The organism is Treponema brennaborense DSM 12168 (assembly GCF_000212415.1).
GTDB lineage: Bacteria > Spirochaetota > Spirochaetia > Treponematales > Treponemataceae > Treponema_F > Treponema_F brennaborense.
Genome location: NC_015500.1, coordinates 2,259,024 through 2,272,686 on the forward strand (window position 1 = coordinate 2,259,024; position 13,663 = coordinate 2,272,686).

Genomic DNA, 13,663 nt, shown 5'->3' on the forward strand with positions numbered 1-13,663 from the left:
GTTAGTCCTCCAGTTTGAAAAATTTTTCCTGAATCGCCGTTACGACGAGAACGATACCCGTTAAAATCATGGCCATGGCCGACGCCAAACCGATTTTACTGTACTTGAACGCCGTATCGACCGTCCGAATAACGAACGTTTCGCTGCCGTTGCCGCCGCCGGTCATAATGTACGGTGTTTCAAACGCACTGAGCGAACCGGTGATGGACAAAATGACCATCAGTTTTACGATCGGAATAATCGTTTTCAAAATGATGTGCCGGAACACGTCCCACCAATTCGCGCCGTCCAATTCGGCGGCTTCGTATATCTCCGTGGGAATGGATTGAATCGCTCCCAGAAACATGATCATGTTGTAGCCCATGTACCGCCACACCGACGTGAACGCAACGGACCAGTTTACCAATTTAGGATCGCTCAACCACAGCGTATCGCCTTTAAAGCCCAAAAATCGCAGCAGCGTATTCAGCGTTCCCGTATCCCGATAGAAATACAGGAAAATGAGACCGATGGCTACGCCGTTTATCAAGTTCGGAAAGAAAAATATGCCTTTAAAAAACGATTTTCCTTTGCATTCAAACGAAAGAACCGTCGCAAAAAATAAGGCCGCCGCAATCTGCACGATAGACGCGGCAAGATAATACAAGCTGACCTTAAACACCCGATAATTTTCCGGACGGGTCAGCGCGTCGATATAATTTTGCAATCCGATATATTTTTTCTCCCCCATGCCGTCCCATCGCAGGAAGCTGTATTCGATCATGCTCAAAAACGGTAAATAGCCGAAAACGACTATAAGAGCGACCGGCACCAGCAGAAAAAGGAACGCGACCGTCTTTTGCTGTTTTTTATACGTCAAATCAGAAAATCGTTTCATTATCTTTTCTCCATATCTTTTCTCCATAAAAAAAAGGCGGCCGCTACCCGGCGTACTCCGCACTCCGAACGCAGCGGGCATTCGGAAGAAACGCTTCGCACGGCACACCTTCTTCAAATATCCGCCAAAACGGTACGTCTTACGGAGTTACGTTCAAAGTTTTACGCGCTTTTGCCCAGCGCGCGTTCCAATCGTTCATGATATCGTCGAACGTTTCTTTGGTAGTTCCCATGGCGGCGTCCACGATGCGGACTTTCTGCGGATCTTGCCACAAACCTATTTCGGATTCGGAATCCAATTTATCCAGCAGACCTTCTTCACCTTCATGCGCGGGAAGCTGAGTTTTGAAAACGACGCCGACTTCCTTGAAACTGTCCAGCACGGCCGGAAATTCGCTGCCTTTGAGCGCGGGAATGGCGACGTTATCTTTTGCGTACGACGACCGATTTGCAAACCACAAAGCCCACGCTTTTGCGGCGGCTTTGTTTTCACTGTATTTGTTCACACCGATAGCGTAATCCAACGAAGGTTCGGCATACACGACACCGTCGTGACTGACCGGGTACGGCATATAGCCGACGACGGCATCCGGATCGTAGCCGGACTTTGCCGCGATGTCGCGGAACTGACTGATAGCCCACGAGCCCAGATTCATCACGCCGATTTTGCCGTCTACGAAATCCTGCTTCGATTTTTCCCAATCGGACGTAAGCAGATCCTGTTCGCACAAACCGCGTTTTACCACTTCGTACATCACTTTGTATAATTCGTAATGCGGCATTCCCTTACTGAACGGAGCGTCCATATGGATCATTTTATTGCCCCAATCGGGATCGCCCGCATACGCAAGCCGGCCGCCCTCCCACTGCGTCAAAGTCCATTTCGACGGATAATTCATGAAAAACGGTATCGCCGCCGTGTTTTTCTTTATTTTGGCAAGACAAGCGTAAAATTCATCCGAAGTCGTGGGAAATTCGGTAATTCCGGCTTTTTTGAACACCTGCTTGTTATACAGCAAACCGCCGGCGTTCGCGTTGATCGGCACCCCGTACACGATACCGTCGAAATAATACTGCTGTGCGGATTCAAGAAAATCGTATTTCTGATTCAAATCCGCAAAACTGCCCATCGGTTCGTAAAATTTTCCGAGATCGCTGTTGAAAGGCGGTGCGGTTACCACCATCAGCACGTCGCCGTACGACTTCGTAGACATGCGGGTGCGAACCGTGCCGGCGTAATCGTGTACCGCTTCAAATTCAACGTGTACGTTCGGATATACGGCGGCGAACTGAGCCTTGTATTCTTCAAACTTGTCTTCCATATCTGTGCGGTGGTGCAAAACGATGATGTCGCCCGAAACCTCACCGGTAGCGGCGCCGACCGCGGACGACTCTTTCGAGCCGGTTGCATACAAGGTACCGAATACAGCGATACAAACTGCCAAAAGCGCAATCGATTTTTTCATGATATCCTCCTAATGAAAACGACGGAACGGAATACCGCCCGTTTGACACGGAAACCGGTTTCTTAAAACATAATTCATTATGCACGGGGAGAAAGCATCTGTCAAGCTTTTTTTCCATTCATCGGGTGATTTTCCGATCCGCTTTCCGCCGCATATAGATTCCGTTTCCGCAGCTGCCATACGATGCAATTATTATTTATTATATTACAATCACTTAAATAAATCATACATATAAAGAAACACAACGCATACCCGTTTGCAGTCGACGCTGAATGAATCGACAAAACACATACGTGCGAAAATAAATGATTTTTTTCTTGACAAACCGGAAAAACTGTGTTTTCCTTAACAAAAAGAAAACGGTTTCTTTTAAACATAACAGGAGGATTAACGTGAATCAAAAGTTACGGATTCTTTCCGCCGTATTGCTTTCAGCAGCGGCTGCGCTCACCGTGTTTTCATGCGCAGCGACGAAAGCGATCGCCGCCGATACCGGCGCGGAAGAATTATTGGAAGGTTTCAACGGAAGCACCGCGTGGAAAGCCGTAGGAAAAAACTGGGGAGACGGAGACTGTTCCACGTCGGCACTCGTTACGGATGAATGGCACACGGAAGGAACGGGAGCACTGAAAGGTTCGTTTGCAAAAACGGGGGAAACGGGCGGAGCGGCGACGTATTTTACGGAAGCGCCGGCCGTCGCCGATTTCAGTCCGTACGAATCGGTGCTGTTCGACGTATACAATCCGCTGGAAGTTCCCGTTCAGGTTTCGTTCGCCGTAACGACCGGCGGCGGTTGGGAATGGTATGAAAGCAACGTGTTCGAGGTTGCACCCGGTGAAGCACGCAATCTGCAAGCGGACTTCTATACCGGAACGCTCAAATGCGCGCTGACCGGCTGGCAGTTTACGGCGAATCTTGGCGACAGCGACGACGTACGCCGCGTCGCCGTCAAGTTCCAACTGCCCGCCGATACGGAAGGGTTTCTCTACATCGACAATATCCGCCTGAAATAACGGCGAAATCAAAGAGGTTTACCATGATGAAAAAAAGAATCGTACTCACCTGCGCGGCGTTTTTTGCCGCGGCAACAGTGGCGCTGACCGGCTGTCCGCAGTCGTCGGGCGGCGGAACCCCGGCGCAAAGCAGCGGCGGCACCTACGAAGACGGCGCAAAAGACGACGACGGCAACGTTACGTCCGATTTGAAAAGCGCCGAACTGAAAACGGACGACGCGGACAATCTTAAATACGTGTTCGACGGAGACTTCAAATACGAAGCAAAAGACGCTGCTTCCGACTGGAAAAACGTTACGGCCGACGTTCTGTCAGTAGCCGCGGCGGGAACCGACAAAGTACTGAAAATCGCCTACGACCTGACGGGAACGGGTGAAAAGAAACTGGACGTGTCGCTCATACTCGGCGGAAAAAACATCGCGAACTCAGTTTGGAAAACCAAACTCTACATTCCCGAATCGTACACGGCCGCCGGAGAAGCCGTCTATCCGGTCGTTCAATTGTTTGCAAAATACGGAACGGCCTGGGCCAGCACGACTGAAGTAAAACTGAACACCACAACGATCAGCAGCGGCTGGCACACGATTACCGTAGACATCGGAAACGCCGCAGTCAAAATCGACGACCGCGCGCTGAGTGCGGCGGATCTTTCAACGGGAGAAACCGCCGACGTCAGCACGTGGAAAGCAAATCTGAGCGCGGCGCAATCCGTCGGATTCCGCTTCTATGCGAACGGAATTTCCGCCGCAATGGAAGGACCGTTCTATATCGATTACGTGCATGTCACCGATATCGCCGCGGCAATCCCCGCCGCACCGTCAATCGCATACGACGCCGGTACCGGCACCGTAACCATAACCGGTGAAGCAGGCTGCACGTTCAGGTACACTACGGACGGTTCCGAACCCACGGTAAATTCGGCGGAATACACCGCACCGTTTGCCGCAGCGGCAAGTACGACCGTCAAAGCGATCGCCGTAAACGGTGCGGGCGCGGTGTCCGCAGCAGCGACGAAAATATGTTCGGCAAAAAAATATACCTTCGACGCGGAAACCGCCGAAGGCTTCACCGGCGGTGAAGACGGAACGATAGAAGCCGCGGCGTTCGAGTCGCAAAAGACGCTCAAACTCACCGTAAACGCCGGCGGCGCAAAAGTTACGGCATCCGCCGCGCCCGATTCCGCAGATATGACCGGAAAAAAACTTGAAGCGAGAATCTGGATTCCCGCCGCCCACGCAAAATCTCAGAACAACGCGGCAGATCCCGAGGTAAAAACCCCCGGCGTTAAACTCTATGCAAAATCGGGTGATTGGGCCTGGGGCGACAAATGGATCAATGAACTGCAATGGCTGTCCGACGACGGCGACGAATGGGTCACTGTCAGCGCGACGTTCACCGAGCTTACCGGTGCGGACGGCTGCGATATAACCGCCGTTAAAGAATTCGGCATATCGTACGAAGTAAACGGCAGCGCCGCGTGCGAACCGCTCTACGTCGACTGGATCGACATTATCGACGCGAACTGATACTCCGAGGCAGAGTATTGCCGGAGCCGGCGGCGCAAAATCCCGCCGGCTCGTTTTTTCAACGAAAACAGGAACACCACATGAATTACTCTTTCAAAAAGAAAATCGGAACGGTCGGCGCGGCGCTGCTCGTTTTGGGAACCGCGTCGTTCGCCCAGCAGACGATCGACGCCAAAACGACGGCAAATTTTGAAATGCGCGCGCATACGAGCGCGGGATACGACTTTGAAACGAATCGAAGCGGACTGGAAACGCAAATCGATCAAGTGCAAGTCTGGTTTGAAATTTTTCCGTACGACACGTACGGCGTTACGCCGCAAGCAAAAAAAGGCCTGAACGTCAGCATCCGGGCCGAAGGGCTTAAATATGCGTTCAAATGGTTCGACATGTACCGGAAACCGACCGACGACACCGCCGAATCGGTTTCCTCCGCAGGAAGATATTCCGAATCGAGAATGGATACGTTTGAATGCGAGCGCATCGTAGCAGAAGTCGGGTACCGGGATTTTTACCTGAGCATCGCGGATACGGACAATCCCGTCTGGTTTTCCAGCGCATCGCTGCAAAGCATTTTTGACGAGCTGGCAAAAAAATCCGGAGACGAAAACCTGCTCGGCATTCCGTTTACCGGCATCACGAAAGACAGCGTAAAATCGGCGGCGGCCAACTTCGACATTTCGGGTATCCTGAGCGCCGGCTACCGGACGGATTTGCTTTCCGCAGCGGTCAAGGCCGCCTCAAAAGGAACCTGGCTCGACAACGAACGCAACGCCTGGATATTCGGCGGTTCGATAACGGCGAAACCGTTAAAAGACCTTTCGGCGTCCGCCGATTTTTTAACGACCGTCAATTATACGTTCAAAGAAAGTACCCGCGAATACGTCGACGTTACGCAATTCGGCCTGAAATCGGATTACGCATTCCATCTGACGGACGAATACGTTATCAAACCGTACGCCGGCTTCGACGGAATGTACAAACAAAACGAATTCAGTTGGGAAGCGGGCGCGGGCTTTACGTTTTACTGGCGGGGTGCCGAATACGCGGTTCCTTACGACATATTGAACATATGGAATCTGAAAATTCCGGTCGGATTTTCCGCCGCGCTCAACGTAAACGACGCAAATCAAGTGAATCTTATCTGTTCCCTGTTTGAAGATTCCGCGCCGGGAGGCCTGATACCGAATTTAGGCGGATTCGCGGAATTTGAACTGAGAAACGCAGCCTCATCCGACGGCAAAGACGCGCGCGCGGGAATCGCCGTCCAAATCGAATACCGCGTTACAAAAAAAATCAGACCGTATCTGTTCGCCAAATACGTGCAAGGATACGGAAGCGGAAAACTGACGGGTACCGACGATCTGAACACGCGCGCGGGCGTACTGTTCGTCCCCGCACCTCGGTTCAGCGTCGACCTCAGGTACGAGCGCTCGGACAAAACCGGAAAAAATCCCGTATACGACGACGGCGCGATAACGGCCCGCTTCGCAATCAAATTATAAAAACAGCCGCGTTCCGTGCGGTTAAAACGGCAGCCGCACAGGACGCAAAATGCGGTATACAAACCGTGCCGGTTTTGGTAATATGATCAAAGAATATGAAACTTACGATAAACGAAATTGCCGAAATGGCGCAGGTTGCAAAAAGTACGGTCTCCAAAGCGCTGAACGGACAAAAAGGCGTCAGTGAAGAAAATCGGAAACGTATTTTGAACATCGTGCGCCAAGTAAATTTCCAACCGAATTCGGCCGCACGGGCGCTCGCACAAAATAAAACCGGAACGATCGGCTTCGTATTGCCGCACGAAGCGGCTTTTTCACTGTCGGGCGTTTATTGGGCCGGCATCGTAACCGCCGTAGCGGCGGAAGTTTCAAAACGCGGCTGCAATCTGATGGTAATCACGCCGTCGGAAGACGCCGAAAATCCGTTCGCATCGCTGGAATCGATCATCAGACGGCGCATCGTCGACGGTCTCATTATCGGAGCGGAACAGCTCGACACAAAAAGCATGATGTCAATCCTCATGGAAGACATTCCTTTCGTTTTTATCGGCCGGAACGCCGTGCTGCAGCATTACTGCGTAGACGTCAACAATACCGAAGGCGCAGCCGCCGTCGTGTCGCAGCTGATCAATCACGGATATAAACACATCGCGTGCATCACCGGCCCCGCCGACTACCTGTACACGCAAGACCGTATCACGGGATTCACCGACGCGATGAACGCGGCGAACCTCGACGGCACCAGAATAGTACACACGTCGTACCTTGAAGAAGACACCAGAAAAAACACGGCCAAACTGATGGAACGCTACCCCGACACGGATGCGCTTTTTATCACGGCGGGCGGAGAATTCGTGCTCACCATTCTTGAAACGCTGCGGTTGTCGGGCATCAGTCTCCGCGGCTTCGGCTTCGGCGTGTTCGACGACAGCCGTATCTTCGATTTTCTTGATTTTCCGATCATAACCGCAAAGCAGCCCATAAAACGGCTGGGCAGCACCGCGGCACAACTGTTGTTCGACCTGATAGAAGGAACTCCGCCGGCGCAAACGGTATGTTGGCTGCCGGTCGACATCGTTCTCAGATAACGCCGGAACACCGCGCGCGCCAAATCCGCATTTGCACGACCGACCGCCGTATGCTATACTGAGCGCATGACAACACACATCGTACTTTGGAAACTCGCCGATCCGGCGAAAAAAGCGGAACAGGCAGCCGAAATGAAAAGACGGCTTGAAAACTTGGTCGGCCAAGTGCCGGGACTCGTTTCGGCAAAAGTCGCGCAGGGCTTTAACGGCTACGACGTCGCGCTCGTCAGCACGCACGAAAGCCGCGAAGCGCTCGCACTGTATCAGGAGCATCCGGCACACGTTGCGGTAAAGCAATACGTGCATACAGTCGTTTCCGACCGCGCTTCGTGTGATTTCGACGCCGAATGAAAAAACCGGCGGCGTCCGTTATACGGTTCACTCACGGGAGTCGTCCGTATAGTTCGGAAACCGTCGGTTTAGACGCTGAAAGCTGAAAACCGGCGGTTTTCGGGTACGCGTTCGGCGCATCCGGAAACCGCCGGCTCATCACCGTAAAACGGCAAAAATACTAGAAATTGAGCAGAGACTTGTCGTAATCGGCCGGCGCTTCAAATCCGAGCAGATTCATGCACGTAGCTGCAAGCGAACTGATGCCCAACCCTTCATTTAAATCTTTGCGGTAATCGCCCTTGTATTCGGGATCGTAAATGATGCCGGGAACCGGGTTCAGCGAATGCGACGTTTTGGCTTTGGGCGAACCGTCTTCTTTGCGTGAAACGTCGCCGGTTTTCTTGTTGTGTTCGTACATATCGTCGCTGTTGCCGTGATCGGCGGTAAGCACCAGTACGCCGCCGGCCGCGTCGATAGCCTTTTTCAGGCGGCCGAGCTGCAGATCCATCGCTTCCATCGAGCACACGACCGCGTTAAACACGCCGGTGTGACCGACCATATCGCCGTTCGGATAATTGAGGCGGATAAAATCGTATTTGCCGCTGCCGATTGCCTGAATGACGCGGTCGGTAATTTCGGCACATTTCATCCACGGGCGCTGCTCGAACGGTACGACGTCGCTTCTGATTTCTTCGTAATCTTCAAGTTTTTCGTCAAACTTGCCCAGCTTGTTGCCGTTGAAAAAGTACGTAACGTGTCCGTATTTCTGCGTTTCGCTGATAGCCAGCGTTCTCACGCCCGACGCGCACAAATATTCGCCCATCGTGCGGTCGATTGCGGGCGGACTTACCAAATACTGCTTGGGAATATGCAAATCTCCGTCGTATTCCATCATGCCCGCATATTCCACGGCGGGAACGCGTTTGCGGTCGAAATGCTCGAACGCGGCGGAAGCGGGCGTTTCAAACGCAGCAGTCATTTCCAGCGCGCGGTCGCCGCGGAAGTTGAAATAGATAACGCTGTCGCCGTCTTCAATCGTTCCCACCGGTTTGCCGTCGGCTCCGGCAATCACGAATTCTTTCATATCCTGATCGATGATACCGGGAATTTCCTTCCGGTACGTTTCGATCGCTTCCTGTGCAGATTTAAAGGTACGGCCTTCACCCAAAACGTGCACGTTCCAGCCGCGGTCAACCATCGACCAGTCCGCATTGTAGCGGTCCATCGTAATGTACATACGGCCGCCGCCGGAAGCAATCCGGTAATCGGCGCCGGCTTTATTGCATTCGGCTAAAAACTGTTCAAACGGAAGCACGTAATCGAGCGCGCTCGTTTCGCCCACGTCGCGGCCGTCGAGCAGCGCGTGAATGCGGATCTTTTTAACGCCTTCCTTCTGAGCCTCGGTTATCATCGCTTTCAGGTGATCGATATGCGAATGCACGTTGCCGTCGGAAAACAATCCGATAAAATGCAGCGTGCTGTTTTTCGCCTTTACGTTCGCAACCAGTTTTTTCCAAGTATCGCCCTTAAACATGGCGCCGCTTGCAATCGAATTGGAAACGAGCTTCGCACCCTGAGAAAAAACGCGGCCGCAACCGATCGCGTTGTGACCGACTTCGCTGTTGCCCATATCGTCGTCGGAGGGGAGCCCGACTGCGGTACCGTGCGCTTTCAATTTCGTATGCGGCGACGCGTCCGTCAGCGTGTTCAGCCAATCCATCCGGGAAGCCTGAACGGCGTCCCCATCCTTGTATTTACCGTAACCCACACCGTCCATAATAACCAGAACGACCGGCCCTCTGCGGCCTTTCCATGCGGGATTCTTTTTCAATGCTTCTACCATACGAATAACTCCTGTTGCATTAAATATACTCGTTTACGCACAGAGTTTCAATATCGGTGATTCACGGGTACGCGCCGCGCTCAGTTGCCGATAAGCGGCTGCCCGTCCGATACCTGCCCGTCCGCCGCCCGCCGGAATTCGGTCTCCACCGGCTCCAGCTTCGTATCGGCACGCAAATACAGCGTATCACCGTCAACCCGCCATGAAACGGTTTGTACGGCGCTCCCCATCTGCGGATTCATCGCCACGTATTCGGCATAGGGCACCGACGTCCCGTCCGGCAGCTGAACCGAAACGCTCTCATATTGCAGCAGCCGTTCGGACGCGGCATACGAACCGGTAACCGCAACCGTCCGATCAAAAAAAGCGCGCAAATCCGTTTCCGGGATCGACGATTCGCCGGCCGACGATTCGTTATCTGCCGATTCGCCGGCCGTCGGTACAAAAGACACGAACTCCTGCCGCATTTCCGTGCGGAACGTCCGGTCGGGAAAAAACGACTGCACCGTGACCGCCTTAAAACGCGCGACTCCGGCAACACGGCCGCTCCCGTCGGACTGCGAACCGGCCTCATGCAGTTCGGTTTCCGCAATCAACGTCCGATTCCAATCGCCGTACAGCGCCACGCAATTCGCCGGATCATGCGCCACCGCCACGGCGGCTTTTTTCGCAGTGCACCCCGCCGTACACAAAACGGTGTAAAAAACGACGCACACGGCGGCACCCCAAAAGCCTACATCCCAAAAGGCACACCGCAGCGCCCGAATGCCCGAAAATTGTCTTATCATAACAGCAGCAACCTCAAACTGTCGAACCGCCGATTCAATTCCGGCGAATCAAGCGTAATCTCCGTTCCGTCTGAAAACGCCAACCGGATCTGTAAAAGCTGCCGGCTGTGCAGCAGCGCCGTAAAATCGTCTTTTCCGAGTTCCGACGTATACCTGACCACAACGGACGAGCTTCCTTTCAGACTTCTGAAAATAAGCGCCCGGTTCATCGTTTCATACGCCGCTTCGCCGGAAACGAACTGAACGGAAACCGTATCAGCCGCCGCGACGGCCGACTTCGGAACCGTCACCGAATAATTGACCACCGGATTTCCGGTCAAACTTCTGTCCACCGTCGGAACCGTCATATCCAACGAAACACCGGACACGGCGCAGCGCCGGCACGCCACGGAAAACGGCCGCGCAAAAAGCAGCTGAGATCCGTCCGGCCCCGGCGTCGTATACAGCGGATCAACGGTCGCACACGCCGCCGTTAAAAAAGAAAAAACGACCGCACAGATGAAAATAGCGGCGCTTCCCGCTCCGTATTTCACCGGTTTATTTCCCATACATCACCTGTAAACAAAAAAACCGGCCGAACGCGGCACGCCTTCGCGCACCCTCCGGCCGGCATTCCGGGCCGCCGCGCATAAAACGCGGCGATACGCGCTCAAATCATCCGAGCGCGGTTCCCGTTCGTCAAAATTATTCGCCGGTTACGATAGTCGTAACGTTTGCCCAGAAACCCAAGTACAGCGTTACTTTCTGATCAACAGTCGAAATCTTCGTAATTCCTGCATTCTGCGCGGCAGCTTTGATACTGCAATCCGCGCCTCCCATCGGAATCACCGTAAACAAAAATCCGCCGCTCGCTTCACCGACTTTGGAACCGACCGCGTTAGAAGTCGCAGCAACCGGCTGAACCGTCGTGCAACCCGCAAGAGCCATGAGCACTGCCAAAACGCACACTACAGTGATTTTTTTTGAGGAGGGGGAAAGCCTTCCCCCTGGCCCGCACTTCGTTGCGGGCACACCCCCTTCTCTAACGGAAAAGCTCCGGATTATCGGAAGAAGCGTACCAATCAACTTTATGGGTCAGAATCATCAGCAGCACTACGATGCAGAACAGCCCCAAACTGCCTATCAAAAGCGCGTAATCTTCAGTCTGCAGCGTTCCGAACAGGAACACGTACGAAACCAGCTGAACGCCGGCAAACAGCGCGCCCCATTTTACCTTTTTGAAAATCGACGCCGCGTAAAACAGCGTCAGCAGACACACGGCCGCCGAACTTATCCAATACGTCGACGCAAACGGCACGTGCTCGGAAACGGACAGCAGCAGCAGATAAAAAACGACGTCCGCCGTGCCGATCAGACAATACTGCACCGGATGAATCCTGACGCCGGTAAACAACTCGAAAATGAAAATCGTCAGAAACGGAATCAACAGAAACAGCACGGCGTATTTTACGCTCCGCATCGTTTTCTGATAATTGTCGACCGGCGTTACGAAACCCGCCCGGACGCTTTCCGCGGAAGAAACCGGATGCGGCGCGTCCGAAAGCCACCGTTCGGGAAACACCGTCGAAAGCCCGGCTATACGCCACTCGGCGGAAAATCCGCCGTCAGAAACATGCCGCTCGGTCGGCAGCCATCCGCCGGAAAAACCGGGCGTCGGCCAATCGGAAGTAACCGTAAACCGATTGTCCGCCGCCATCGGCACCGCACTCAAACTGCCGCCGCCTTGAACCGAAGCGTCGCACGTAAAAGCAAACCCGGAACGCGCCGCATCGTCCGGCAGCCGGTAAAACACCGTGTGAGAAAACGGCGAAACGCCTTCCGGCGCAATCAGCGCGGTTTCCAAATCCGTACCGTTCGCCGTAACAACCGGAAGAGAAGTCAGATTTTTCTTATTGGAAACGCCCAGCAGCAGCAGCGCCTGATCCCACAAAATATCCGATTCACTGACGTTCCGGTATCCGTACGCAGCCGGCGCGAACGATCCTTCGGACACGGCCGAACAGGAAAAAACGGGAACCTCAAAAATGCCGCGCGTCAGGTATTCGGGAGAAACGTCGGCACGCAGCGCCCACGATTCGGGAACGGCGATCATGTAGCGAATCTTTTCAGTGCGCTCGACCGAGCCGTCGGAAAGTTTTTTTTCAGTCGTTACCGTATACGGCAGCGCCGTAACGAATCCTTCAAGCACCGGTTCGCCGCCTTTCGGCAGCAGAATGGACTCGACCGCTTCGTTGCGATAATACTCCCGATCCCGAATCAGCGATTTTACCAAATTGAGCGGAATCAGGAACAGCAGCACTAAAAATAAAATGATAAACGGCTTTGCGCCCATTTTGGACGCCGCCTGCAGCAGTTTGCTTTTTCCGGCAGTATCAGCCGACTTCATATTCATACGAAACTCCCGTAAAAATAATTGCCGGAACCGGTTTGCTCCGAAACCGGTTCAAGACAAGACGGTTCCGCGGAAAGCAGACTGTCAGTTTTTACTTTTACCGAACAGACGCAGCAGCGCCAGAAAAACGTTTACGAAATCGAGATACAATTCCAGCGCGCCGATAATCGCGACTTTGGCGAACAGTTCGCTCTCGTCCGCTTGAGCGGAAATACGGTACAATTTCTGCGTATCGTACGCAGTCAGACCGGTAAACACGCCGACCGTTACCAAAGACAGAATCCAGTCCAGCCCGGATGAACGCGTGAACACATTGACGACGGACGCTATCAGAATACCGAACACGGCCATCATCAAATAGCGCCCGGCGGAACGCAAGTCGCTTTTCGTCACGCGGCCGTAGACGCTCATGCAGGCGAACATTCCGGCAGTTATCAGGAAGACCCGCACGATCGATGCGCCGGAATATACCAGCACAACGGATGAAAGCGTTATGCCGTTGAGCACCGAATAAGCTACGAACGCCGCAGCCGCCGCTCCCGCACTCATTTTACCGATACGGGCGGAAAGCCAGAACACCAACGCCAATTCGCCCAAAACCAAAATCGGGAAAACGAAGGCGTTGCCGAAAATGAAAGACAGCAGCACGGTATTCGTCGCCGTCACGTACGCACACGCCGCGCTGATAGCGAGCGCAAGCACCATCCAGCTGTACACGCCGGTCATAAATTTTTTCCGGGCCGATTCGTTCGTCCGGATTGTTACGGAATCATTCATAATATTACAGTAATATACATACGGTCTAAAGTCAAGCAAACACCCGGCAGGTCCAATTG

13 protein-coding genes are annotated in these 13,663 nt (G+C 53.4%); 5 read left to right on the top strand and 8 right to left on the bottom strand.

Going from position 1 to position 13,663, the window contains the following annotated elements; genetic code table 11:
* Window position 1: 1 nt before the first annotated feature.
* Both TREBR_RS09925 and TREBR_RS09930 read right to left on the bottom strand, forming a co-directional pair.
* Window positions 2-877, bottom strand: coding sequence for a carbohydrate ABC transporter permease (locus TREBR_RS09925; RefSeq protein WP_013759044.1), 876 nt, complete (start codon window positions 875-877; stop codon window positions 2-4).
* A gap of 139 nt (window positions 878-1,016) precedes the next feature.
* Entirely contained in the window at window positions 1,017-2,342 is a 1,326-nt protein-coding gene (locus TREBR_RS09930) for an ABC transporter substrate-binding protein (protein ID WP_013759045.1), read from the bottom strand.
* 392 nt (window positions 2,343-2,734) lie between these two features.
* Here TREBR_RS09930 and TREBR_RS14555 point away from each other — a divergent pair, with 392 nt between their 5' ends.
* The 5 genes from TREBR_RS14555 to TREBR_RS09955 all read left to right on the top strand — a co-directional run bounded on the left by TREBR_RS14555 (window position 2,735) and on the right by TREBR_RS09955 (window position 7,822).
* Window positions 2,735-3,355 (top strand): hypothetical protein, encoded by a 621-nt coding sequence (locus TREBR_RS14555; protein WP_013759046.1) that lies wholly within the window; start codon window positions 2,735-2,737, stop codon window positions 3,353-3,355.
* 23 nt (window positions 3,356-3,378) lie between these two features.
* Window positions 3,379-4,881: a chitobiase/beta-hexosaminidase C-terminal domain-containing protein gene (locus tag TREBR_RS09940; RefSeq protein ID WP_215904820.1), complete on the top strand. Its 1,503-nt coding sequence runs from the start codon at window positions 3,379-3,381 to the stop codon at window positions 4,879-4,881.
* An 80-nt stretch (window positions 4,882-4,961) separates the two neighbouring features.
* Window positions 4,962-6,383, top strand: a complete 1,422-nt coding sequence (locus TREBR_RS09945) for a hypothetical protein (RefSeq protein WP_013759048.1) — start codon at window positions 4,962-4,964, stop codon at window positions 6,381-6,383.
* A gap of 95 nt (window positions 6,384-6,478) precedes the next feature.
* The gene (locus TREBR_RS09950) at window positions 6,479-7,471 is read left to right on the top strand and encodes a LacI family DNA-binding transcriptional regulator (protein ID WP_013759049.1); all 993 of its coding nucleotides are present in this window, start codon (window positions 6,479-6,481) and stop codon (window positions 7,469-7,471) included.
* 66 nt (window positions 7,472-7,537) lie between these two features.
* Entirely contained in the window at window positions 7,538-7,822 is a 285-nt protein-coding gene (locus tag TREBR_RS09955; RefSeq protein ID WP_013759050.1) for a Dabb family protein, read from the top strand.
* Between the two features lie 160 nt (window positions 7,823-7,982).
* On the opposite strand, the gene gpmI is transcribed toward TREBR_RS09955, so the two are convergent.
* The 6 genes from gpmI to TREBR_RS09985 form a co-directional block, all read right to left on the bottom strand.
* On the bottom strand, window positions 7,983-9,647 hold the full coding sequence (gene gpmI / locus TREBR_RS09960) for a 2,3-bisphosphoglycerate-independent phosphoglycerate mutase (protein WP_013759051.1): 1,665 nt from the start codon (window positions 9,645-9,647) through the stop codon (window positions 7,983-7,985).
* Between the two features lie 80 nt (window positions 9,648-9,727).
* Window positions 9,728-10,435: a hypothetical protein gene (locus TREBR_RS09965; protein WP_013759052.1), complete on the bottom strand. Its 708-nt coding sequence runs from the start codon at window positions 10,433-10,435 to the stop codon at window positions 9,728-9,730.
* Window positions 10,432-10,983, bottom strand: coding sequence for a hypothetical protein (locus TREBR_RS09970; RefSeq protein ID WP_013759053.1), 552 nt, complete (start codon window positions 10,981-10,983; stop codon window positions 10,432-10,434). The genes TREBR_RS09965 and TREBR_RS09970 overlap by 4 nt, the downstream gene beginning before the upstream one ends.
* A gap of 136 nt (window positions 10,984-11,119) precedes the next feature.
* Window positions 11,120-11,362 carry a TRL-like family protein gene (locus tag TREBR_RS09975; RefSeq protein WP_052296184.1) on the bottom strand — a complete coding sequence of 81 codons (243 nt, stop codon included), beginning with the start codon at window positions 11,360-11,362 and terminating at the stop codon, window positions 11,120-11,122.
* Window positions 11,363-11,456: 94 nt separating this feature from the next.
* A complete protein-coding gene (gene creD / locus TREBR_RS09980; RefSeq protein ID WP_013759055.1) occupies window positions 11,457-12,827 on the bottom strand; it encodes a cell envelope integrity protein CreD in 1,371 nt (456 codons plus the stop codon).
* A gap of 84 nt (window positions 12,828-12,911) precedes the next feature.
* Window positions 12,912-13,604, bottom strand: a complete 693-nt coding sequence (locus tag TREBR_RS09985; protein ID WP_013759056.1) for a Bax inhibitor-1/YccA family protein — start codon at window positions 13,602-13,604, stop codon at window positions 12,912-12,914.
* Between the last annotated feature and the right edge of the window lie 59 nt (window positions 13,605-13,663).

Excerpts from the sequence above, each read along its gene's own strand:
- gpmI (WP_013759051.1), bottom strand. The coding sequence starts at position 9,647 with ATGGTAGAAGCATTGAAAAAGAATCCCGCATGGAAAGGCCGCAGAGGG.
- TREBR_RS09965 (WP_013759052.1), bottom strand. The coding sequence starts at position 10,435 with ATGATAAGACAATTTTCGGGCATTCGGGCGCTGCGGTGTGCCTTTTGG.
- TREBR_RS09975 (WP_052296184.1), bottom strand. The coding sequence starts at position 11,362 with ATGGCTCTTGCGGGTTGCACGACGGTTCAGCCGGTTGCTGCGACTTCT.
- TREBR_RS09970 (WP_013759053.1), bottom strand. The coding sequence starts at position 10,983 with ATGGGAAATAAACCGGTGAAATACGGAGCGGGAAGCGCCGCTATTTTC.
- TREBR_RS09950 (WP_013759049.1), top strand. The coding sequence starts at position 6,479 with ATGAAACTTACGATAAACGAAATTGCCGAAATGGCGCAGGTTGCAAAA.
- TREBR_RS09925 (WP_013759044.1), bottom strand. The coding sequence starts at position 877 with ATGAAACGATTTTCTGATTTGACGTATAAAAAACAGCAAAAGACGGTC.
- TREBR_RS09945 (WP_013759048.1), top strand. The coding sequence starts at position 4,962 with ATGAATTACTCTTTCAAAAAGAAAATCGGAACGGTCGGCGCGGCGCTG.
- TREBR_RS09930 (WP_013759045.1), bottom strand. The coding sequence starts at position 2,342 with ATGAAAAAATCGATTGCGCTTTTGGCAGTTTGTATCGCTGTATTCGGT.
- TREBR_RS09985 (WP_013759056.1), bottom strand. The coding sequence starts at position 13,604 with ATGAATGATTCCGTAACAATCCGGACGAACGAATCGGCCCGGAAAAAA.
- TREBR_RS09940 (WP_215904820.1), top strand. The coding sequence starts at position 3,379 with ATGATGAAAAAAAGAATCGTACTCACCTGCGCGGCGTTTTTTGCCGCG.
- TREBR_RS09955 (WP_013759050.1), top strand. The coding sequence starts at position 7,538 with ATGACAACACACATCGTACTTTGGAAACTCGCCGATCCGGCGAAAAAA.
- creD (WP_013759055.1), bottom strand. The coding sequence starts at position 12,827 with ATGAATATGAAGTCGGCTGATACTGCCGGAAAAAGCAAACTGCTGCAG.